Origin of the sequence: Telmatospirillum sp. J64-1 (assembly GCF_006980715.1) — a bacterium.
Taxonomy (GTDB): Bacteria; Pseudomonadota; Alphaproteobacteria; order Rhodospirillales; family Magnetospirillaceae; genus Oleiliquidispirillum; species Oleiliquidispirillum nitrogeniifigens.
Genome location: NZ_SBHN01000004.1, coordinates 72,460 through 94,784, shown reverse-complemented (window position 1 = coordinate 94,784; position 22,325 = coordinate 72,460). Strand labels below are relative to the sequence as shown.

Below are 22,325 nucleotides of genomic sequence, written 5' to 3'. Positions count from 1 at the left end.
ATGGTTCTGGATTTGTCATTCTACGTCATCATCGCCCTGCTTCTGATCGGGCTGATCGGCGCGGCGATCAAGATCCTGCGCGAATACGAACGCGCCGTGGTCTTCACTCTGGGGCGGTTCAGCGGGGTCAAGGGGCCCGGCGTGATCGTCATCCTGCCGGGCATCCAGCAGGCGGTGCGGGTGGACATGCGCACCATTGTCCTCGACGTGCCCAGCCAGGACGTGATCAGCAAGGACAACGTCTCGGTCAAGGTCAATGCGGTGCTCTATTTCCGCGTGGTCAATGCCGACAAGGCGGTGATCCAGGTCGAGAATTTCATGGTCGCGACCAGCCAGCTGGCCCAGACGACGCTGCGCTCGGTACTCGGCAAGCACGACCTGGACGAGATGCTGTCGGAACGCGACAAGCTGAACAGCGACATCCAGGAGATCCTCGATTCCCAGACCGATGCTTGGGGGATCAAGGTCGCCAATGTGGAAATCAAGCATGTCGACATCGACGAGAGCATGGTCCGCGCCATCGCCCGCCAGGCCGAGGCCGAGCGTATCCGGCGCGCCAAGATCATCAATGCCGAGGGCGAGCAGCAGGCCGCCGAAAAGCTGGTCGAGGCCGCCGAGATCATGGAACGGGCTCCGGCGGCCATGCAGCTGCGCTATCTCGCCACCTTGCATGACATCGCCGCCGAGAAGAATTCCACCATCGTCTTCCCCTTCCCGGTGGACCTGGCGAAAAGCTTTATCGACATGATGGAGCGGAAGGGCGCGTCCTGAGCGAGCAGGAAAATCCCCGCGCTCCCCTGGCCGAGGAACGGACCCTGCTGGCGGCGGAGCGCACCTATTCCGCCTGGATCAGGACCGGCCTTGCCGCCTTGGTCTCAGGCCTGGGTGTCGAGCGCTTCCTGCACGAGGTGCTGCCCTTCTGGGCCTTGCGCGCCTCGGCGGTGGCATTGATCGTCTTCGGCATCATGACCTTCCTGATGGCCGCCTGGCGCTACCGCAAGATCAGCGACAACCTGCACGGCCCGGATATCGGGCGGCTGCCGCCCTGGCTGCTGGTCCTGCTGAGTTCCATCCTGGCGGCGGCGGCCATGGGGGCGCTGACGGGGGTATGGTTCCGGTAGCGGGCGGGGCTGGACAATCCGGCCGATCCCCATGATGCTGCGGCCCCATGTGGACGATCCCGACCTATATCCTGGCCGCTTTCGCCGAGATTGGCGGCTGCTTCGCTTTCTGGGCTTGGCTGCGGCTGGACAAGACGCCGCTCTGGCTGATTCCCGGCATGGCCAGCCTCGCCCTCTTCGCCTGGGCGCTGACCCGCATCGATGCGGATTTCGCCGGACGGGCCTATGCCGCCTATGGCGGCATCTACATCCTGGCGTCGCTGGCCTGGATGTGGACCGTCGAAGGCACGCGCCCCGACCGCTGGGACGGGATCGGCGTGACGCTGTGCGTGCTGGGGGCGATGGTGATCCTCTTCGGGCCGAGGACAGGGAACTGAGGCGGGAAGAGGATTAAGACACAGAGGAACACAGATGAATTTTTCGAAGTTCTTTGCCCGATCTTTTTAAAAAAGAAGGGGAGAGAAAAATCAAAATTTCATCTGTGTTTATCTGTGTCCATCTGTGTCTCGTAACAGGCTACGGAAACAGTCAGCTCTGTCCGCGCCAGACCGTCACCCTCGCGAAGGCGAGGGCCATGGGGGGAAATAGGAGTTTTTTGCAATCTGCCAAATCCTGAGGAGCCGCTTTAGCGGCTTCTCAGGACGACATAAGGCTCCATTCCTTTCCCGTCACACCGAGAAATACTTGGCCTGCGGATGGGTGACTACGATGGCCGAGGTGCTTTGCTCGGGGTGGAGCTGGAAGCCTTCGGACAATTCGATGCCGATGCGCTCGGCCCCCAGCAGGCGCAGAAGCTGTTCCTGGTCCTCGACATGGGGGCAGGCGGGATAGCCGAAGGAATAGCGCGAGCCGCGATAGCCCTGTTTCAGCATGGCCTCGATGTCGCGGGCGTCCTCGGCGGCGAAGCCCAATTCGGCGCGGATGCGCTTGTGCTGGTATTCGGCCAGGGCCTCGGCCATCTCGACCCCCAGGCCGTGCAAATAGAGGTAATCCTGGTAGCGGTTGGCCTCGAACCATTCGCGGGCGACGTCGGCCGCGCGCTGGCCCATGGTCACCACTTGCAGGCCGATGACGTCGCGCTCGCCCGAATCCACCTCGCGGAAGAAGTCGGCGATGCACAATCCGCCTTCGCGCGCCTGGCGGGGGAAGGAGAAGCGGGCGACCTCGGTTTCTCCGTCCTCGTCGAACAGCACGACGCTGTCGCCTTCGGACGCGGCCTTCCAGTAGCCATAGGCGGCCTGGGGCTGGAGGATCTTCTCTTCTTCCGCCTGTTTCAGGATGCGCGTGACGATGGGGCGCAATTCCTTGGCGGCCCAGGCCTTGAACTCGTCGATGGTTCGGCCTGCCTTGCGGTAGCCCCAGTGGAACTGGAACAGCATGGTCTCGTTGAGATAGGGCACCAGCGTCTTCAGCGGCACATGCTCGACGATGCGCGAGCCCCAGAAGGGCGGGGTCGGCACTTCGTACTGGCGGGCCAGTTCGGCGCGGCGGGTCTTGATCTCTTCTAGGTCGATGGGGCGCAGGTCGGTGGCCGCCTGGGCGGCTTGGCCGAGCTTGCGGCGGGTGTTGGAGGGACGGTTCTTGCGCTTGGCGCGGAGTTCCGTCAGATGGGCGTCGAACTGGCCGCGCACTGCCTTGTCCATCAGGTCCAGGCCGTCGAAGGCATCGCGTGCATAGGCGACGCGGCCCGCGCCATAGGCGGCGGTGCAGTCTTCCTCGACATAGCCGCGCGTCAGGGCGGCACCGCCCAGCAGCACCGGTATGTCCAGGCCTTCGCGCGTCATCTCTTCCAGGTTTTCGCGCATGATGACGGTGGACTTGACCAGCAGGCCGGACATGCCGATGGCATCCGCCTTGTGCTCGCGGGCGGCGGCGATGATGTTGGCCACCGGCTGCTTGATACCCAGGTTGATGACCTTGTAGCCGTTATTGGTGAGGATGATGTCCACCAGGTTCTTGCCGATGTCGTGGACGTCGCCTTTCACCGTCGCCAGGACCATGATGCCTTTTTCCTGGCCTTCGACTTTTTCCATGTGGGGTTCGAGATAGGCCACGGCGGTCTTCATGGTCTCGGCCGATTGCAGCACGAAGGGAAGCTGCATCTTGCCCGCGCCGAACAGCTCGCCCACCACCTTCATGCCGTCGAGCAGGATGGTGTTGATGATGTCCAGTGGCGGATATTTCTGCATCGCCTCGGCCAAATCCTCCTCGATGCCGGTGCGGTCGCCGTCGACGATGCGCAGCTTCAGCCGCTCCTCCACCGTTTCGGGGCGGGCCTTGGCGGCGGCGGCTTCGGCCTTGCGGTCCTCGAACAGGGCGATGAAGGCCTGCAGCGGATCATAGCCTTCGGCGCGGCGGTCGAAGATCAGGTCCTCGGCGATCTTCACCTCGTTCTCGGGGATCTTGTGCAGCGGCATGATCTTGCTGACATGCACGATGGCCCCGGTCATACCCCGGCGCACGGCATGGTCCAGGAAGACCGAATTCAGCACATGGCGCGCCGCCGCCTTCAGGCCGAACGAGACGTTGGACAGGCCCAGGATGATCTGGCATTCGGGCATTTCCTGCGCGATGCGCTCGATGGCGTCCAGCGTGTAGAGGGCCAGCTTGCGGTCGTCCTCGTTGCCGGTGCAGATGGTGAAGGTCAGCGGGTCGAACATCAGGTCCGAGGGCGGCAGGCCGTGCTTGTTGACCGCGAAGTCGTAGAGGCGGCGGGCGATGCGCAGCTTGTCCTCGACTTCCTTCGCCATGCCCACTTCGTCGATGGTCAGCGCGACCACTGAGGCGCCGAACTTGCGGGCCAGCAGCAGGCGCTCCTCGGCATGAGCCTCGCCATCCTCGAAATTGATCGAGTTGATGATGGCCTTGCCGCCATAGAGCTTCAGCGCCGCCTCGATCACTGGGGTCTCGGTGGAATCGATGACCAGCGGCGCGGTGACCGAGCCGCGCAGGCGGGTCACCACTTCGGTCATGTCGGCGATCTCGTTGCGGCCGACGAAGGCGGTGCAGACGTCGAGCGTGTGCGAGGCCTCGCGCACCTGTTCGCGGGCCATGGCGACGATGCCGTCCCAGTCCTCGTTTTCCTGGTACTGGCGGAATTTCTTCGAGCCGTTGGCGTTGCAGCGCTCGCCGATGGCCAGGAAGGCGTTTTCCTGGCGCAGGGGAACCTGGCTGTAGAGCGAGGCGACGGCGGGCACCCAATGGACCGAGCGGGTCTTGGGGGCGGGGCGCAGGTTGCCGCCCGCCAGCTTGCGCAGCATGGCATCCTGGGCGGCGATATGGGCGGGCGTGGTGCCGCAGCAGCCGCCGACCATGTTCAGTCCGTCCTCGACCACATAGCGTTCCTGCCACACCGCCAGTTCGTCCGGCCCCAGCGGATAGCGGGTCTGGCCGTCCACCAGTTCGGGCAGGCCGGCATTGGGCTGCAGCGAGATCAGGCCCGGCCAGTTCTCGGCCAGCCACTTCACATGCTCGCTCATCTCCTGCGGGCCGGTGGCGCAGTTCAGGCCGATCAGCGGCACGTCCAGCGATCTAATGACGGTGGCGGCGGCGGCGATATCGGCGCCGACCAGCAGGGTGCCGGTGGTCTCGACCGTGACCTGCACGAAGACCGGAACATCCACGCCCGCTTCCTTGCAGGCGATCTTGCATCCGTTGACGGCGGCCTTGATCTGCAAGGGGTCCTGGCAGGTCTCGATCAGGAAGGCATCCACCCCGCCGGCGATCAGGCCCGAGGCCTGGACGCGGAACGAGGCCTCCAGCGCGTCGTAATGGACATGGCCCAGCGAAGGCAGCTTGGTGCCCGGCCCGATCGAGCCCAGCACGAAGCGGTCACGGCCGTCGCGGAATTCCTCGGCGGCTTCACGCGCGATCTCGGCGGAACGCTTGTTCAGCTCGAAGGCCATTTCGCTGATGCCGAATTCGCCCAGCGTGATGGGCGAGGCGCCGAAGGTGTTGGTCTCGACCATATCCGCCCCGGCGGCGTAATAGCGCCGGTGGATTTCCCGGATCACGTCGGGCCGCGAATGGGACAGGATGTCGGTGCAGTTCTCGTGTCCCATGAAGTCGCCGTCCACGGTCAGGCTCATGGACTGCACCTGGGTGCCCATGCCGCCGTCGCACAGCAGGACGCGGTTGGACAGATGGTCGAGGATCTTGCTCATTCTTCTTCCTGACGTTCAGGCGATGGCTGAAAGGGCGGCTGGTCCGCTTTACCCTTCGAGACGCCCCTGGCGGGGCTCCTCAGGGTGAGGCTACACATATGTTCAATTTTGTCCTCGTCCTGAGGAGGCCCCAAAGGGGCCGTCTCGAAGGACGGGAACTCAGGCGGTTTGCACGGCGGTATCGCGCGGTGCGCGCACGCCCAGGATATGGCAGATGGCGAAGGCCAGATCGGCACGGTTCAGGGTATAGAAGTGGAAATGCTCCACCCCGTCGGCGGCCAGGGTGCGGCATTGTTCCATGGCCAGGGTGGCGGCGACCAGCTTGCGGGTTTCCGGGTCGTCGTCCAGCCCCTCGAACAGCGTGCCCATCCAGCTGGGCACCGTCGCGCCGCAGACCTTGGAGAACTTCACCACCTGGGCGAAATTGGTCACGGGCAGGATGCCCGGCACCACCGGCACGGTGATGCCGGCGGCCAGCACGCGGTCCATGAAGCGGCGATAGACGTCGACATCGAAGAAATACTGGGTGATGGCGCGGGTGGCGCCCGCGTCGATCTTGCGCTTCAGGTTGTCCAGGTCGAACTGGGCGCTGGGCGCGTCGGGATGGGCCTCGGGATAGGCCGCCACCGAAATCTCGAAATCATGCAGCCGCTTCAACCCCTCCACCAGATCCGCGGCATAGGCATAGCCGTCGGGATGGGGGCGATAGCCGCCCTGGCCCTCGGGCGCATCGCCGCGCAGCGCGACGATGTGGCGGATGCCTTCGTCCCAGTAACGCTGCGCCACCTCGTCGATCTCGGCCTTCGAGGCGCCGACGCAGGTCAGATGGGCGGCGGGTTCCAGGTTGGTCTCGCGGCGGATGCGCGCCACGGTCTCGTGGGTGCGCTCGCGCGTCGAGCCGCCCGCGCCATAGGTCACCGAGACGAAGCGCGGCGCAAGCGGTTCCAGGCGCTTGACGCAGTCCCACAGGGATTGCTGCATCTTCTCGGTCTTGGGCGGGAAGAACTCGAAGGACACCTTGATGCCCGACGGCACCGGGGCGGCGATGGCGGGTTCATCCAGCGGACGGGGAAGGCTCACGCTGCGGCTCCTTTTTGCAGGCTGGTCTTGGCGGCGGCGTCCAGGGGATTGCGGGCCAGCCAGAGAGTGACGGTCAGGGGATTGCCGGGCAGGCGGACGGGCTGGCCGGGCTCCAGATGGGCGCGGCGGAACCATTGATGGACTTCCTCGTCCGAGAAGCCGAGACGGCGATGATTATAGAGGCTGCGTAGGTCTTCCAGGTCGTGGGGGGCGAAATCCACCACGGCCAGGCAGCCGCCGGGGCGCAGCATCCGCGCCGCCTCGGCCACGGCCGCGCCGGGATCTTCGGCGAAATGGAGGACCTGGTGAATGGTCACGGCATCGAAGGACGCGCCGGGCAAAGGCAGGTTGTACATGTCGCCCTGGCGGATATCGCAATTGCGCGCCCCGGCCTGTTCGAGATTGGCGCGCGCCACCGACAGCATCTCGCGGGATTGGTCGAAGCCGATGGCGCGTTCGACATGCGGGCTCAGGATTTCCAGGACGCGGCCGGTGCCGGTGCCGATATCCAGCAGGTCGCGGATCGGCTCGCCGGACAGCAGGGCGTCGAGCATCGCCTTCTCGACCACGCGCTCGTCCACATGCAGCGAGCGGATGCTGTCCCATTGGGCGGCATTGTTGCTGAAGAAGGCCGCCGCCGCCTCGGCGCGCGCCTGCTTGATGCCGGCCAGGCGTTCGGCATCAAGCGCGAGCAGCGGGTCGTCTGCGGGCAGCAGGTCCAGCACGCGGGGCGCCAGGGCCGCCCCCAGGCCGTCGCGGGCGAGGCGGTAGAAGACGAAGGCGCCTTCGCGGAAACGGTCGAGCAGCCCGGCCTCGACCATCAGTTTCAGGTGGCGCGAGACACGCGGCTGGCTTTGGCCCAGGATGTGGGTCAACTCGGTGACCGTCAGCTCGCCCTGGGCCAGCAAGGCGATCAGGCGCAGCCGGGTCGGTTCGGCCGCCGCCCGCAATCCCGCCAAAAGCTGTTCCATGCCGCTCTCATGTCTTGTGTGCAAAGTCAGGACATAAACATATCTTTATATCCGGATGGCGGCAAGAGCCTCTTACGCTTTTCCCCCTATGGCCAGGAAGGGAACATGTTGGGCGCTGGTAATCGCCCCGAGGCTGTGTTACCTCAAACGTTATTTCGCCCGGTCCGGCAGAGGGCAAGGCGGGACGTAGAGTTGATGGAACAGGACGGACGCTCTGATGCTTGTTTCTTTGTCAGGCCGCTTTGCTGCCACGCTGGCTTCGGTAATGCTGCTGGCCGGCTGTGCGTCTGTGCCTCCGGAAGACGATCCGGTGGCCCGTGCTGCCTATGAAGAGGCCAATGACCCGCTGGAGCCGTTGAACCGCGGCATCTTCACCTTCAACCAGGGCGTGGACACCATGTTCATCCGCCCGGCGGCCGAGGCCTATCGCGGCCTGACGCCGCGCTTCGCCCGCGACCGCGTCAATGACGCCCTGGACAATCTGGGGGCGCCGCTGGATGCCGGCAACAACCTGCTGCAGGGCGATTTCCGCAATGCCGGGGTGATGGTGCTGCGCCTGCTGGTCAACACCACCTTCGGCGTGTTCGGCATCATGGATGTGGCCACGCCCATGGGATTGGTGGCCAAGAAGGAAGATTTCGGCCAGACCCTGGCGGTCTGGGGAATCGGCGAGGGTCCCTATCTGGTGCTGCCTCTCCTCGGCCCGTCCAATCCGCGCGATGCCGTCGGTTTCGCCGTCGATTCCTTCCTCGATCCGGTCGACCGGATCGCCGTGAATAACGACGCGGAAGGGTTTACGATCGCACGAACCGGGGTAAGGGTCATTGCCGCGCGCGAAGAAATGCTCGATGTTCTGGACGACATCGAACGGACGTCCCTGGACTATTATTCCGCCATTCGCAGCCTGTATCGTCAGCGCCGCGACGCGGAAATCCGCAACGGTGCCGTGCCCGGTCCCGCTTCATCCCCTGGCCATTTCGATTGGGAGCAGGAGATGGAGCAAGGGGCGGACGCGGCTGACAAGGCTCGCTGATCGCTGATGCTGACTCGTAGACTGTTTCTCTCGGCTGCCCTGGCCCTTGGGCTGTCCAGCGCTTTCGCCGTCATGCCCGCCCGTGCGCAGGGCGAGGCCGAGGCGCGTGATTTCATTCAAACCCTGGCAAGCGAGGCCCTTGAGGCCGTCGTCGCGCCGGTGCCCGTGCCCCAGAAGATCAACCACTTCCGCCAGCTCTTCATCAAGGGTTTCGATCTGCCGGAAGTCTCGCGCTTTGTGCTGGGCCGCTATTGGCGCGGCTCCACGCCCGAACAGCAGCAGGAATTCCTGTCCCTGTTCAGCGAAATGACCGTGCTGACCTGGGCGCGGCGCTTCATGGATTATGCCGACCAGGCCGGCGGCACCAGCATCCAGGTCACCAACACCACGCCCGACGGTGAGCACGGCATGCTGGTCGAGACCCGGGTCCTGCGTCCCGGCGGCCAGCCGCCGATCCTGGCGACCTGGCGCCTGCGCAGCACCTCGGGGCAATGGCAGGTGGTCGATATCGTGGTGGAAGGCGTCAGCATGGCCATCACCTATCGTTCGGAATATTCCTCCGTCCTGCGCGCCCAGGGCGGCACCATGGACGGCCTGCTTGATGTCATGCGGCGCCGGGTGGCGCAAATGCAGGCGGAATACGGGCTGTAATAGTTTCTGGCGGACAGGCCGTTCTGTAGAAAGGCGCCCCTTGCGGGCGCCTTTTTCGTTTCCGCATCCGCTGTCGAAGCTCCGGATCTATCCTGGCTTGTCTTGAACAGGCCGCTTTGCCACCCCTTATCATCTTAATCGCAAAAACAACGGCTTTCCGTCAGGGAAGGGGAGGCATCACATGCTGGTTAACACGATTCTGGCAGCCAAGGGGCGACGGGTGGAAACAATCGGGCCCGACGCCAGCGTGGCCGAAGCGGCATCCAAGCTTTGGGGTGCGAAGATCGGCGCCATGGTCGTCCTGGAGGGCGAACGCATCGTCGGCATCATCTCGGAACGCGACATCGTGCGCGGTATGGCCTTGACCGGGCCGGATGTGGGCCAGCGGCCGGTACGGGACCTGATGACCACCCAGGTCCAGACCTGCTCACCCGATGCCAGGGTGGAAGACCTGATGTCGACCATGACCAGCCGGCGCATCCGCCATCTGCCGGTGGTCGAGGACGGCAAGATGGTCGGCATCATCTCCATCGGCGACATCGTCAAGAACCGTCTCGACGAAGCCACCATGGAGGTCCAGGAACTCCGGCATTACGTGGTGTCCAGCCGATAGGAACCAAGCAGCAAGGAAGGAGGCTGGCCGGAAGAATTCCGGTCAGCCCAGCTTGTCGGCCAGTTCCTTGAGCAGCTTCTGGCGCATGTCCTGTGCGCCCATCCGGGCATGAAGTTCGGCGGCGCGTTCGTAATGCTGCCGCGCCGTATCCGGCGCTTCCGCCGCCTCTAGCCGCGCCAGTTCCAGCAGGATTTCGGCTTCCCCGCGCAGGTTCCCGGCGCGGACATGCATTTCCTTGGCTTCTTCGAAGCGGATGCGGGCCTCGTCGCGCTGGCTCATCGAGCGCAGAAGCTGGGCCAGCGCGGTCAGAACGCCGGCCTCGCCCAGGATGTCGCCCTGTCCGCGCAGCAAGTCCAGCGATTGTTCCAGCGCCAGCCGCGCCCGGTCGGGTTGGCCCAGGGTGCGCAGTACGCCGGCCAGGGCGCGCAGGGTATGCGCCTCGCCCAGGCCGTCTCCGGCCCGCTGGTAGAGGTTGCGGGCCTGGCGGTAGAGGTCCCGTGCCGTGTCGTGATGGCCTTCGTCGCGCTCGATATGCCCCAGCCGCTTCAGGCAATGGGCCTCGCCGGAATTGTCTCCGGCGGCATGCAGCAGGTCGCGGGCCGATTCATAGCAATTGCGCGCTTCCCCCGTATCGCCCCGGCGATGGGCCAGTTCGCCCAGCCGGGCCAGGATGGCGCCCTGGTCGTGCTGGTCGCCCTCGGGGGCGAAGCAGCAGCGAGCCTTCACATAGCAGTCCTGGGCCTTGTCCATGTCGCCCTGCCGCAATTCCAGGTCGCCGAGCAGCATCAGGGCCTGGCCCTCGCCGCCACGGTCGTTGGCCTCGCGGTAGAGCTGCTGGGCACGGGCGAAGGCGTCGCGCGCCTTTTCGGCGTCGCCGGCGAGCCAGAGCTTCTCGGCTTCCATCAGGACTTCGTCGGGTTTTGACTGCATGTTCGGCTCGTTTCCCGGTGGTGACAGGTCTGTTTTGGGGACGTCTCTGTCATAACGTGGGGGCGCTCGGTCCGCCGGTAAACTCCTCCAAGGCTGCTAAACTCTTCTAAGGCTTCAGCCTTATGACTTTCCTTGGGGCCCACAGTTCATTAAATCTATCTCATGATCCAGCGCTCCCTTCTTGCGGCCTCAGCGGCCCTCACCCTTATCGCTTTCGTCGACGTCCCGGCTGCACAGGCGTCAGATTGCACTGCCCCGCCTGGGCCAAAGGTCAATTGGACCCGTTGCTACCTTGACGGCCGCAATCTCTCTTCGGAGAATTTGTCGGGAGCGATCCTCATGGATGCGACGTTCCAGCGGGCCCAGATGAACGAAGTCAACATGAGCGATGCCAACGCTTTTCGCTCGAAATTCTTCAGCACCCAGTTGCGGGGCGCCGTGCTTGATGGCGGCAATTTCAGCAATGCCGACTTCACGCGCTCGAATCTCGAAGGGGCATCGCTGAAGAATGTGGATCTCCGCCGTGCCCGTCTCTACGGCACCAATCTGCGGGAGGCCAATCTAACGGGCGCCCGGACGCTGGGGGCGGATTTCATGTATGCCGATCTCTCGGGCGCCACTTGGATCGATGGGGAGCGTGTCTGCGCCGAAGGCTCGATCGGCCAGTGTAATTGACGGCACAGCCCCAGAAGCGGAGAGGCGAAAGCGTGGAATGGGCGGAGGATTATCACGAACGCGCCTGGCGGACGGCGCGTCGGGCCCTGGCCATCATGCTGCGGCTGGAACTGTCGCCGACCCCGCGGAATTTCGCGCTCTTCTGCGCCTATGTAGGGGGCTCTGACGCCGCGCTGGTGAAGGCGGTGGACCAGGCCATGGCGATGCCCGGCGGCTTGACCGACACGGCCTGCGCCAAGCTGCACCAAGCCCATCTGCATGGCCTCGAGGCCGAGGAATTGCGGACGGCATCGGCGCGGATGGAGAAAGCCCTGCGGCAGGCCTTCGCCGCCATCGGCACGGCTTCGGATGGAGCCGGGCGCTACGGCCGCGCGCTCTCGCGCTTTACCGGGGGCCTATCGCAGAGGGAAGAGGACCTGCCGGATCTGGCGCCGCTCCTGGAGGAATCCGAGGAAATGGTGCAGGCCAATCGCGCCTTGCAGGAGCAATTGGTGGCGTCCTCGGCGGAGATCTTGCGCCTGCGCCAGGACATGGATGCCTTGCGCCGTGAAGCGGCTACCGATCCGCTGACCGGAATCGCCAATCGCCGCAGCTTCGACGAGGCCATGGGCTCGGCCATCCGCCAGGAAAATGCGGCGCCGGGCGGCCTCAGCCTGCTGATGGTCGATATCGATCATTTCAAGGCGTTCAACGACAGCTGGGGCCACCAGATGGGCGATCAGGTGCTGAAGCTCGTGGCGCGGGTCCTGGTGGATTGCATACGGGAAGGGGATCTGCCCGCCCGTTTCGGCGGCGAGGAATTCGCCGTCCTGCTGCCCGGTGCCCGCTTGTCGCAGGCGGTGGAAATCGCCGAGGCGATTCGTTCGGCCGTGGCCGAAAAGAAGGTGATCAACCGCCGGACAGGTCAGGATCTGGGACAGGTCAGCCTGTCGGTGGGGGTGGCGGAATACCGCCCGGACGAAACGGCCGAGCAGTTGATCGAGCGGGCGGACAGGGTGCTGTATCTGGCCAAGCGCGACGGCCGCAACCGCGTGATGGCCGATACCGCCGATTTGGCCGCCGCCGGGTCGTAAGGGCCGGCGACAGGCAAACCCCCGGCCTTGCGGCGCGGGGGCTTCCCTGCGGTAACGGAAATTAGTGCGAGAACAGCACCGGCACGGTCATGTGCTGCATGATATGCCGGGTGGCGCCGCCCAGAACCAGTTCGGTCAGGCGGGTGCGTCCATAGGCGCCCATCACCATCATGTCGGCGCCTTCCTCGGCGGCACGGGACAGCAACATGTCGCCGACATCCATGTCCTCGCCGCCGATGTGATGGCAGACGGCGGGAACGTCGTGGCGGGCCAGGTGCAGGCAGATATCGGCGCCGGGAACCTCGCCATGGCCGCGCGCGCCCTTGCCGGGCTTGGGATTGACCGCCAGTACGTTGACCTGGGTGGCGCGGGTCAGGAGCGGCAGGGCGTCGTTGACGGCGCGGGTGGCCTCGCGGCTGCCGTTCCAGGCCACCAGGATGTTCTTGCCGATCACCGGGAAACGGCCGGCATAGGGCACCACCAGGACCGGGCGGCCGACTTCGAGCAGCAGATGGTCGGTCAGGTTGTTGCGGGCGGCCTGGTCGTCACTTTCGGGGTCGATCTGACCGGTGATCAGCAGATCGGCGTAGCGGCCGTGCAGCGACACGGCCTCGACCAGATCGCCATGGGCTTCGCGCCATTCGAAGGACACGCCGGACAGGCGGCACTGGTTTTCGAAGGCGGTTTTGGACTTGTCATGGGCCTCGCGGGCGAATTCTTCCTGGAACTGGGCGATCTGGGAGCCGTATTGGGCCATCACGAAACCCGGCACATTGGTCCGGGGATGGACGAACAGGCCGACCAGATGGGCTCCGTGCTCGACCGCCAGATTGGCCGCAACCTCGAGACGGGCGGGGCATTGGGCGGTGTTGTCCACGTAGACCAGGATATCCTTGAAAGGCATTTGGTTCCTCCTCGGCGCGCTGGGGATTGGCGCCGGAACAAAGATTGCCTGGACAGTATAGCCGAGGTGGAGGCAATTATCACTACTCGGGGAAGGGAGATTGCGCTTCCCTCCGGGTCGGAGAGGCATGGTGGAAATACGGCGTAGCCGTCCTCACATGCTGGGAAGTGGCTAATGGCAGGGCAGGCAGCATGTTTGGCATAACCCGCGCCCCGGAAATCGACCGTCCCGGCCTGACTTGGTTCAACACGTCGGGGCCGTTGTCCCTGCGCCGGGTCGCGGGGCGCATCGTCATTCTCGACTTCTGGACGTCCTGCTGCATCAACTGCATCCATGTCCTGCCGTCCCTGCGCCGCATCGAGGAGGCCTATCCCAACGAAGTGGCGGTGATCGGCATCCATTCGCCGAAATTCGAGGCCGAGCGCGACCCGCAGGCCCTGGCCAAGGCGATCGCGCGCTACGACATCCAGCACCCGGTGGCGCATGATCCGCAGATGCTGCTTTGGCAGGAATATGCGGTGCGCGCCTGGCCGACCTTGGTCTTCGTCTCGCCCGACGGCTATGTCATGGGCCAGTTGGCGGGCGAGCCTCATCCCGACCGCCTGCTCGACGGTATCGGCGACATGGTGCGTGAATTCTGGGAGCGGGGCGAGTTGAAGGCGATGCCGCTCGATTTCGCCCCCGTCGAGGAAAGCGGCGCCATGCTGCGCTTTCCCGGCAAGATCAAGCCGGTGCCCGGGCGCGAGAAGCTGTGGGCGGTGGCCGATGCGGGCCATCATCAGGTGGTGCTGCTCGATGACGAGGGGCAGGAGCGGGCGCGGTTCGGCTCGGGCCGCCGCGGGTTCGGCGACGGTCCCGCCGACCAGGCATGCTTCGATTCGCCGCAAGGGCTGGTCTGTTCCGAGGAGGCCATCTATGTGGCCGATACCGGCAACCACGCCATCCGCCACATCGACCGCGCGAGCGGCATGGTGAGCACCCTGGCCGGTACGGGCATGCGCGGCACGGTGCTGAAAGTGCCCGAAGCGGGCGAGGAGGTGGCCCTGGCCTCTCCCTGGGATCTGGAACTGGACGAGGGGCGGCACCTTTACTTCGCCAATGCCGGCACCCACCAGCTCGGCGAACTGGACCTGGAGACGGGCATTCTGCGGGCCCTGGCCGGATCGGGGGCGGAAAACATCGTGGACGGACCGGCCATGACGGCCCAACTGGCGCAGCCCAGCGGCCTGGCCCTCTCCCCCGACGGCCACAGCCTCTACTTCGCCGACAGCGAAACCTCTTCCATCCGCCGCCTGTCCCTGGCCGAGCGCAAGGTGGAAACCCTGGTCGGCAGCGGCCTGTTCGACTTCGGCCATGTCAACGGCCCCTTCCCCCAGGCGCGATTGCAGCATGCCCTGGGCGTGGCGGCGGTGGATGGACGGCTCTACGTGGCCGACAGCTATAACGGCGTGGTGCGGGTGCTGGACCTGGAGGCGGAAACGGTCAGCGACCTGGACGGCCCCCAATGCATCGACCCGGTCTGCTTTCCCGCCGCCGAACCGGCGGGAATCGTGGCGGACGGGCCGGAAAGGTTGTTGCTGTCCGACACCAACAACCACCGCATCCTGGAATATCGCCTCGACGGCAACACCTATCGAAGCTGGGCTTGAAGCGCGGTTGCCAATGCGTTGCTCCCATGCCCGTCCGGCGTTAGACTTCGCCATCCGGGTGGGCGGATATAACAAGGGGGCTTCGTCATGGCGGCCAAGAGCCGGTCCGCGATCATTGCGGAAATAGAACATCACATCGACAAGCACGGCGGCATCTATACGGACTGGTTCGTGGGATATACGGCCACGCCGAAGAAGCGCCTGTTCACGGACCATGGCGTCCGGCAGAACGGCGATGCCTGGATCGCCCGGCGTGCCCTGGACGATTTGCAGGCGCGCGAGGTCGAGGAATATTTCCGTTCGGTCAGGCGTTGCGGGGGCGTCGCGACCTCGGGGAACCCGGATGCCGTCTATGTCTATGCCTATCTGCGGAAGCGGCACACCAAACCCTAGCCTTCGGCGTCACGCCCTGTTCATGACGCGGCGGCGGACACAGATCTATGATAAATAAAGAGACCGGCGCCGCCGGTCTTCCTTTTCCCGTTCTGTCCCGTCTGTGTTCATCCGAGTTTTCCGCGTATCGCGGCCTGAGGTGCGGGAGACCTGGTCTTTTCCGGCGGGGGCGGGACGGGGCCTGCATGTCGTCAACTTTTGAGGGGACTGCGCCATGACCTCCAACAGCATCGCCGAAGCCGACAAGGCCAGCCTGCTTCATCCCTATACCAATCTGGTGCGTCATCAGAGCGTGGGCCCCCTGGTCATCACCCGGGGCGAGGGCGTGTATGTCTTCGACGAACAGGGCCGCGCCTATATCGAGGGCATGGCGGGGCTGTGGTGCACCGCCCTGGGCTGGGGAGAGGAGCGCCTGGCGAAGGCGGCGGCCGATCAGATGATGCGGCTGGGCTTCTATCACGGCTTCACCCACAAGAGCCACGACCCCATGATCCGGCTGGCCGAGAAGCTGCTGGAACTGGCGCCGGTGCCCATGTCCAAGGTCTTCTTCGCCAATTCCGGCTCGGAAGCCAACGACACCGCCATCAAGATGGTGTGGTACTACAACAACGCCCTGGACCGGCCGCGCAAGAAGAAGATCATCTCGCGCCTGCGGGGCTATCACGGCGTCACCGTGGCGGTGTCCTCACTGACGGCGCTGCCCCATAACCAGCGCGGCTTCGACGCCCCGACCACGCCCTATCTCCAGACCGATTGCCCGCATTACTGGCGTCACGGCAAGCCCGGCGAAAGCGAGGAAGACTTCGCCACCCGCCTGGCCGAGAACCTGGAAAAGCTGATCCTGGCTGAAGGTCCCGACACGGTGGCGGCGCTGATCGCCGAGCCGGTGATGGGGGCGGGCGGGGTGATCGTGCCGCCGGCCACCTATTTCGAGAAGATCCAGGCGGTCCTGCGCAAATACGACGTGCTGCTGATCGCCGACGAGGTCATCTGCGGCTTCGGCCGCACCGGCGCCCGTTGGGGCTCGGAAACCTTCGGCCTGAAGCCCGACATCCTTACCATGGCCAAGGCGCTGTCCTCGGGCTATGCGCCCATTTCCGCGCTGATGCTGACCGCGCCGCTTTATGACGTGATCGCCGAATACAGCGACCGCCTCGGTCTGTTCGGCCATGGCTACACCTATTCCGGCCATCCCGTCTCGGCGGCGGTGGCGCTGGAGACCCTGGCGATCTACGAGGAGCGCGACATCCTGGGCCATGTCGCCGAGGTCGCCCCGGTCTTCCAGCAAGGCTTGCGCCGCTTGGCGGATCATCCGCTGGTGGGCGAGGCGCGTGGCGTGGGGCTGGTCGGCGCGGTGGAACTGGTGAAGGACAAGGCCAGCCGCGAGAGCTTCGACCCGGCCCTGGGGCTGGGGCCGAAGGTGGTCGCCTTCGCGCAGGAGCAGGGGCTGATCACTCGCGCCATGGGGGATGTCATCGCCATGTCGCCACCTCTGGTTATCAAAGCGGAAGAGGTCCGGGACATGCTGTCCCGGCTGGAGAGGGCGCTGGACCTCGCTGAAAGTTGGGTCGCGGCAAACGCATAGCTGAAGAGACCATATTTTTTGACTGGATGTGTTGCACCTGGGAGGGACAAGACATTAGGATTACGTGAAATCGCCTAGCTTGCGGGTGTCCGAGGAGGACTTATGGATTACGAGACATTCTTCGCCGACAAGATCTCTGGATTGAAGGCCGAAGGGCGCTATCGCATCTTCGCCGATCTGGAGCGTCAGGCCGGCCGCTTCCCGATGGCGAAGAATTATCGTAACGGCAAGGTCGAGGACGTCACCGTCTGGTGCAGCAACGACTATCTCGGCATGGGACAGCATCCCGAGGTGGTCGAGGCCATGGTCGAGGCCGTGCGGATGTGCGGGGCCGGGGCCGGGGGGACGCGCAACATCTCGGGGACGAACCATTACCATGTGCTGCTGGAAGAAGAGCTGGCGGCCTGGAACGGTAAGGAAGCCGCGCTGATCTTCACCTCGGGCTATGTCGCCAACCAGACCACCCTGTCCACCCTGGGGACGCAGATCCCCGACCTGCTGATCCTGTCGGACGAACTGAACCACAATTCCATGATCGAGGGCATCCGCCACGGTCGCAGCGCCAAGGTCATCTGGCGCCATAACGATCTGGCCGACCTGGAAAGCAAGCTGGCGGCTCAGCCGCTGGAGCGGCCCAAGCTGATCGCCTTCGAATCCGTCTATTCCATGGACGGCGATATCGCCCCGCTGGCGGAAATCTGCGATCTGGCCGAACGCTACAACGCCATGACCTATCTGGATGAGGTCCATGCGGTGGGCATGTATGGCGAGCAGGGATCGGGCGTGGCCGAGCGGGACGGCGTGGCCGACCGCATCACCATCATTCAGGGCACCATGGCCAAGGCCATGGGCGTGGTCGGCGGCTATATCGCCGGTTCCGCCGCGATGGTGGATTTCATCCGCAGCTTCGGCCCCGGCTTCATCTTCTCTTCCGCCTTGCCGCCGGCGGTGGCGGCGGGCGCGCTGGCCAGCGTCAAGTATCTGCGCAGCCATCCCGAATTGCGCCATCGCCATCATGAGCGGGCGGCGACGCTGAAGAAGCGCCTGACCCAGGCCGGACTGCCCCTCATCGACTCCGTCAGCCATATCGTGCCGGTGATGGTGGGCGATGCGACCTTGTGCAAGCAGGCCAGCGACGACCTGCTGGCGCGCCACAAGATCTATGTCCAGCCCATCAATTACCCCACCGTGCCCAAGGGGACGGAAAGGCTGCGCATCACGCCCACGCCGCTGCATGACGACGCCATGATGGACCGTCTGGTGAACGCGCTGGTGGATGTGTGGCACCGGCTGGGCCTGAAGAAGGACGCCGCCTGAACGGCGTCTTCTGTACGAGAAGAAGGCGGGCACAAAAGGCCATAACTATAGTATGGCTTTACTTTGCGCCCGTCCACCCCTATATGAATGAGATTAGTTCGCATTTAGGGGGCGCGCGATGTTTGCCGACAATACGCTGACGCCAAAGGAAGCCGTTCGTCTCTGCGCTTTGGGCACGGTTGCTTCCGCGCCCTTGCATTATAGCGAGCTTGCCGGTTCGGTCCGGCACTTCATCAGCCGCATCATGGGGCCGTCGCTGGACCTGATGGGCACTTCCATCGAATTGTTGCGCTATGAAGGGCTGATCGAGGCCCTGGACGGCAAGGGGATGGAGGACAATGCCGTTCTCGCCATCACCGAGGCCGGACGCCAGGAACTCCACACCCTGCTGACCGCCAGGCTGCGTTCGGGCACCGACCTGACCAAGCTGGTGGTGGCCCTGAAGTTCCGCTTCATGCATCTGCTGAACGAGGAAGACCGTCAGGCCCAGGCCGACCAGCTTCTCGATTCCAGCGAAACCGAACTCGCCCGCCTGCTGGACCTGCGCCAGCATCATGTGCGCGAGACCAACGCCCAGACCGGCGATCCCCTGCTCGACTGGCTCGACCACGAGATCGACCAGCTCGAACGCCGCCTGCAATGGCTGGAGAAGTTCCGGGCGTCGCTGTAGGGCGGCGTTCCGTCTTTCTTCGAGGAAGGCGAAAGGCCGGGGCGTCGCTTCCTGTTGCAGACCGACCCCGACCTGCGCTATTGGCTCGGCTTTCCCTTGCGCAGCCGGAGCCTCCGCCATGACCTTGAAGATCGCCCCCAGTATTCTGTCCGCCGATTTCGCCCGCCTGGGCGAGGAAGTGCGCGCGATCGATGAAGCCGGTTGCGACTGGGTGCATATCGACGTGATGGACGGTCATTTCGTGCCCAACATCACCATCGGCCCGGCGGTGGTGAAGGCACTGCGTCCGCACAGCAAGAAGGTCTTCGACGTCCATCTGATGATCGACCCGGTCGATCCCTATATCGAGGACTTCGTGAAGGCCGGCAGCGATATCATCACCGTCCATGCCGAGGCCGGGCGCCATCTCGACCGCACGTTGCAGCTGATCCGTTCCTTTGGCGTCAAGGCGGGCGTGTCGCTGAACCCTGCCACCCCGGAAACCGCCATCGAATATGTCCTCGACAAGCTGGACCTGGTGCTGGTCATGTCGGTCAATCCCGGCTTCGGCGGCCAGAGCTTCCTGGAAAGCCAGGTCGAGAAGATTTCCCGTATCCGCCGCATGATTGGCGACCGGCCGATCGAACTTCAGGTGGATGGCGGCGTGACGCCCGACAATGCCGGCCGCATCGCCGCCGCCGGGGCCAGCGTCGTAGTGGCGGGTAGCGCGGTCTTCAAGGGCGGGGACTATGCCGGTAACATTGCTGCCTTGAAGAAGGCTTCTACCGCGGCGTGAGTGATCGCACCCGTGAAGGCCGGGGAGGGGATGCCTCCCCGGCCTTTTTTATTGGGGATCAAGGGGGTGCCGCAGGCCGTCCCGATCCCTGTGGTAGAGGAGGGGAGAGGGCTTGGCATGCGCTGTAACATAACTTTCACAAATCCGTCATCTCCGCGAAACACAACGCAGCTATTGTCCGACGGCACGCGGCAGGACCTGCTGCCGTAAATACTCTCGGAGGGACTATGATCAGGAAGAGTTTGGCTGTGGCAGCTCTGGCCACCCTGGCGTTCACTGCCACTGCTGAAGCCCGCGACCAGATCCGTATCGTTGGCTCGTCCACCGTCTATCCGTTCTCGACGGCGGTTGCCGAGCAGTTCGGCCGTGGGTCGAACTTCAAGACTCCCGTGGTGGAGTCGACCGGTTCGGGCGGCGGCTTGAAGCTTTTCTGTGCCGGTGTCGGCGTGCAGCATCCCGACATCACCAATTCCTCGCGTCGTATCAAGAAGTCCGAAGTCGAGCAATGCGCCGAAAACGGCGTCGCCGAAGTCGTGGAACTGAAGATCGGCTTCGACGGTATCGTGCTGGCCAGCTCGAAGAAGGGCCAGCCGATGGACCTGAGCCGCGAGCAGGTCTTCCTCGCCCTGGCCAAGCAGGTGCCGGTGGATGGCAAGCTGGTCGACAATCCGTACCGCAACTGGAGCGACGTCGATCCGTCCCTGCCCAACGAACGCATCGAAGTCCTGGGCCCGCCGCCGACCTCGGGCACCCGTGACGCCTTCGTCGAGCTGGTGATGGAAGAGGCGTGCAACCAGTTCCCCGAAATCGCCGCCCTGAAGGACAACTCCGCCGCCCATAAGGCCGCCTGCGCCACCATTCGTGAAGACGGCGCCTATATCGAAGCCGGCGAAAACGACAACCTGATCGTCCAGAAGCTGGATGCCAACCCCAAGGCCGTCGGCATCTTCGGTTACAGCTTCCTCGACCAGAATGCCGACAAGCTGCAGGGCGCTCGCATGAACGGCGTGGAGCCGACCTTCGAGAACATCGCCGATGCCAGCTATCCGGTTTCGCGTGCGATGTACATCTACATCAAGAAGGCCCATGTCGACACCGTCCCGGGCATCCGTGAATTCATCGCCGAATTCACCAACGAACGCGCCTGGGGCCCCGAAGGCTACCTGGCCGACAAGGGTCTGATCCCGCTGCCGGACGACGAGCGCAAGCAGGCTGCGGAACAGGCCGCTACGCTGGCCCCGCTGATGATGTAAAAAAGGATCTGAACGGATCCTGACGGTTCAGGCCGGCGGTCCCTTGGGCCGCCGGCTCCCGCTTCCCTAAAGCTTGTCGAGCCAGATGCAACTCCTCCCCTTGGTCATCGCTCTGCTGGTGCTGACATCCATCGGTTATTATCTCGGCCGCGGCCGGGCTTTGACGATGGCCGGCGGCAGCTCCCGCAACCTGCATTCCCTGCCCGGCTATTACGGCTTCTACGTAGCCCTGTGGTGCGGGATCCCCGCTTTCCTCGTCCTGGCCGCCTGGCTGGCTTTCGAGCCGACGCTGGTACGCGCCTTGGTGATGAACAGCCTGCCGCCCAGCGCCCAGGCGCTGCCCGAAGGCGAGTTGCGCCTGCTGATGAACGAGGTCCGCCAGTTCGCCGGGGGCCGTAGCTACGGCCGCGAGCCGAGCGAGATCGTCATCGCCGCCGCCGAATATTATACCAGCCTGAAGACCACCGGCTTCGCCGCGCTGATCGTCTTCTCCCTGTCGCTGGCCGTTGCCGGTCTGGCCTGGGGGCGCAAGCGCATTCATCAGCAGTTGCGGGCCCGCGTCTCGGTGGAACGGGCGGTGAAGGTCTTCCTGATCATCAGTTCGACCATCGCCGTCTTCACGACCATCGGCATCGTGATGTCGCTGCTGTTCGAGAGCATCCGCTTCTTCCAGGCCGTGCCGCCGATGGAATTCCTGTTCGGCCTGAACTGGAGCCCGCAGACCGCGATCCGCGCCGACCAGGTGGGCAGCAGCGGTGCCTTCGGCGCCGTTCCGCTGTTTGCCGGCACCCTGCTGATCAGCCTGATCGCCATGACCGTCGCCGTGCCGGTGGGGCTGTTTTCCGCCATCTATATGGCCGAATACGCGCCCTCGCGGGTGCGTGCGGTGGTCAAGCCGCTGCTGGAAGTGCTGGCGGGCATTCCCACCGTCGTTTACGGCTTCTTTGCCGCCCTGACCGTTGCGCCCTTCCTGCGCGACAGCGGCTCCGTCCTCGGCCTGTCGGTGGCGTCGGAAAGCGCCTTGGCCGCCGGTCTGGTCATGGGAATCATGATCATCCCCTTCATCTCGTCCCTGTCCGACGACGTCATCACCTCGGTGCCGCACAGCCTGCGCCAGGGGTCCTACGGCCTGGGGGCGACGAAGTCCGAGACCATCCGTCAGGTGGTGATCCCCGCGGCGCTGCCGGGCATCGTCGGCGGTGTCCTGCTGGCCGCCTCGCGCGCCATCGGCGAGACCATGATCGTGGTGATGGCCGCCGGTCTGGCCGCCAACCTGACCGCCAATCCTTTCGAAGCCGTGACCACCGTCACGGTGCAGATCGTCACCCTGCTGGTGGGCGACCAGGAATTCGACAGCCCCAAGACCCTGGCTGCCTTTGCGCTGGGCCTGGTGCTGTTCTGCGTGACCCTGGTGCTGAATGTCGTGGCCTTGCACGTCGTGCGCAAATATCGGGAAAAATATGACTGAG

At 64.6% G+C, this 22,325-nt stretch carries 21 protein-coding genes; 16 read left to right on the top strand and 5 right to left on the bottom strand.

The window, feature by feature from the left end; all coding sequences use genetic code 11:
* From EPD66_RS05345 to EPD66_RS05335, 3 genes are read left to right on the top strand one after another with little or no spacing between them, the layout of a single operon-like run.
* Complete coding sequence (locus EPD66_RS05345; protein WP_255448374.1) at positions 1-771, top strand: slipin family protein; 771 nt, start codon at positions 1-3, stop codon at positions 769-771.
* A complete protein-coding gene (locus tag EPD66_RS05340) occupies positions 768-1,121 on the top strand; it encodes a DUF202 domain-containing protein (RefSeq protein WP_142847454.1) in 354 nt (117 codons plus the stop codon). Before EPD66_RS05345 ends, EPD66_RS05340 begins: the two co-directional genes overlap by 4 nt.
* A gap of 47 nt (positions 1,122-1,168) precedes the next feature.
* Positions 1,169-1,498: a YnfA family protein gene (locus EPD66_RS05335; protein WP_142847453.1), complete on the top strand. Its 330-nt coding sequence runs from the start codon at positions 1,169-1,171 to the stop codon at positions 1,496-1,498.
* A gap of 291 nt (positions 1,499-1,789) precedes the next feature.
* On the opposite strand, the gene metH is transcribed toward EPD66_RS05335, so the two are convergent.
* The 3 genes from metH to EPD66_RS05320 all read right to left on the bottom strand — a co-directional run bounded on the left by metH (position 1,790) and on the right by EPD66_RS05320 (position 7,335).
* Entirely contained in the window at positions 1,790-5,284 is a 3,495-nt protein-coding gene (gene metH, locus EPD66_RS05330) for a methionine synthase (protein ID WP_142847452.1), read from the bottom strand.
* A gap of 159 nt (positions 5,285-5,443) precedes the next feature.
* Positions 5,444-6,364, bottom strand: a complete 921-nt coding sequence (metF, locus tag EPD66_RS05325; RefSeq protein ID WP_185961276.1) for a methylenetetrahydrofolate reductase — start codon at positions 6,362-6,364, stop codon at positions 5,444-5,446.
* Positions 6,361-7,335, bottom strand: a complete 975-nt coding sequence (locus EPD66_RS05320; RefSeq protein ID WP_142847450.1) for a metalloregulator ArsR/SmtB family transcription factor — start codon at positions 7,333-7,335, stop codon at positions 6,361-6,363. The genes metF and EPD66_RS05320 overlap by 4 nt, the downstream gene beginning before the upstream one ends.
* Before the next feature lie 217 nt (positions 7,336-7,552).
* On the opposite strand from EPD66_RS05320, the gene EPD66_RS05315 reads away from it, so the two are divergent.
* The 3 genes from EPD66_RS05315 (at position 7,553) to EPD66_RS05305 (ending at position 9,632) form a co-directional block, all read left to right on the top strand.
* On the top strand, positions 7,553-8,368 hold the full coding sequence (locus EPD66_RS05315; RefSeq protein WP_142847449.1) for a VacJ family lipoprotein: 816 nt from the start codon (positions 7,553-7,555) through the stop codon (positions 8,366-8,368).
* A gap of 6 nt (positions 8,369-8,374) precedes the next feature.
* Entirely contained in the window at positions 8,375-9,019 is a 645-nt protein-coding gene (locus EPD66_RS05310) for a phospholipid-binding protein MlaC (protein ID WP_142847448.1), read from the top strand.
* Between the two features lie 181 nt (positions 9,020-9,200).
* A complete protein-coding gene (locus tag EPD66_RS05305) occupies positions 9,201-9,632 on the top strand; it encodes a CBS domain-containing protein (protein WP_142847447.1) in 432 nt (143 codons plus the stop codon).
* Positions 9,633-9,674: 42 nt separating this feature from the next.
* Here the strand turns inward: EPD66_RS05305 and EPD66_RS05300 are convergent, their stop codons facing one another.
* Entirely contained in the window at positions 9,675-10,562 is an 888-nt protein-coding gene (locus EPD66_RS05300) for a lipopolysaccharide assembly protein LapB (RefSeq protein WP_142847446.1), read from the bottom strand.
* Positions 10,563-10,724: 162 nt separating this feature from the next.
* On the opposite strand from EPD66_RS05300, the gene EPD66_RS05295 reads away from it, so the two are divergent.
* Positions 10,725-11,237: a pentapeptide repeat-containing protein gene (locus EPD66_RS05295; protein WP_142847445.1), complete on the top strand. Its 513-nt coding sequence runs from the start codon at positions 10,725-10,727 to the stop codon at positions 11,235-11,237.
* A 32-nt stretch (positions 11,238-11,269) separates the two neighbouring features.
* Positions 11,270-12,310, top strand: coding sequence for a diguanylate cyclase (locus EPD66_RS05290; RefSeq protein WP_142847444.1), 1,041 nt, complete (start codon positions 11,270-11,272; stop codon positions 12,308-12,310).
* 61 nt (positions 12,311-12,371) lie between these two features.
* Here the strand turns inward: EPD66_RS05290 and EPD66_RS05285 are convergent, their stop codons facing one another.
* Positions 12,372-13,214 (bottom strand): universal stress protein, encoded by an 843-nt coding sequence (locus tag EPD66_RS05285; RefSeq protein ID WP_142847443.1) that lies wholly within the window; start codon positions 13,212-13,214, stop codon positions 12,372-12,374.
* Positions 13,215-13,405: 191 nt separating this feature from the next.
* On the opposite strand from EPD66_RS05285, the gene EPD66_RS05280 reads away from it, so the two are divergent.
* The 8 genes from EPD66_RS05280 (at position 13,406) to pstC (ending at position 22,324) form a co-directional block, all read left to right on the top strand.
* A complete protein-coding gene (locus EPD66_RS05280; RefSeq protein ID WP_142847442.1) occupies positions 13,406-14,863 on the top strand; it encodes a thioredoxin-like domain-containing protein in 1,458 nt (485 codons plus the stop codon).
* Positions 14,864-14,950: 87 nt separating this feature from the next.
* The gene (locus EPD66_RS05275) at positions 14,951-15,256 is read left to right on the top strand and encodes a hypothetical protein (RefSeq protein ID WP_142847441.1); all 306 of its coding nucleotides are present in this window, start codon (positions 14,951-14,953) and stop codon (positions 15,254-15,256) included.
* 214 nt (positions 15,257-15,470) lie between these two features.
* The gene (locus EPD66_RS05270; RefSeq protein WP_142847440.1) at positions 15,471-16,841 is read left to right on the top strand and encodes an aspartate aminotransferase family protein; all 1,371 of its coding nucleotides are present in this window, start codon (positions 15,471-15,473) and stop codon (positions 16,839-16,841) included.
* Positions 16,842-16,943: 102 nt separating this feature from the next.
* Positions 16,944-18,158 (top strand): 5-aminolevulinate synthase, encoded by a 1,215-nt coding sequence (hemA, locus tag EPD66_RS05265; protein ID WP_142847439.1) that lies wholly within the window; start codon positions 16,944-16,946, stop codon positions 18,156-18,158.
* A gap of 118 nt (positions 18,159-18,276) precedes the next feature.
* Entirely contained in the window at positions 18,277-18,828 is a 552-nt protein-coding gene (locus EPD66_RS05260) for a hypothetical protein (RefSeq protein ID WP_142847438.1), read from the top strand.
* A gap of 118 nt (positions 18,829-18,946) precedes the next feature.
* Entirely contained in the window at positions 18,947-19,603 is a 657-nt protein-coding gene (rpe, locus tag EPD66_RS05255) for a ribulose-phosphate 3-epimerase (RefSeq protein ID WP_142847437.1), read from the top strand.
* Between the two features lie 227 nt (positions 19,604-19,830).
* Positions 19,831-20,856 (top strand): PstS family phosphate ABC transporter substrate-binding protein, encoded by a 1,026-nt coding sequence (locus tag EPD66_RS05250; RefSeq protein ID WP_142847436.1) that lies wholly within the window; start codon positions 19,831-19,833, stop codon positions 20,854-20,856.
* An 85-nt stretch (positions 20,857-20,941) separates the two neighbouring features.
* The gene (gene pstC, locus EPD66_RS05245) at positions 20,942-22,324 is read left to right on the top strand and encodes a phosphate ABC transporter permease subunit PstC (RefSeq protein ID WP_142847435.1); all 1,383 of its coding nucleotides are present in this window, start codon (positions 20,942-20,944) and stop codon (positions 22,322-22,324) included.
* Position 22,325 lies beyond the last annotated feature (1 nt).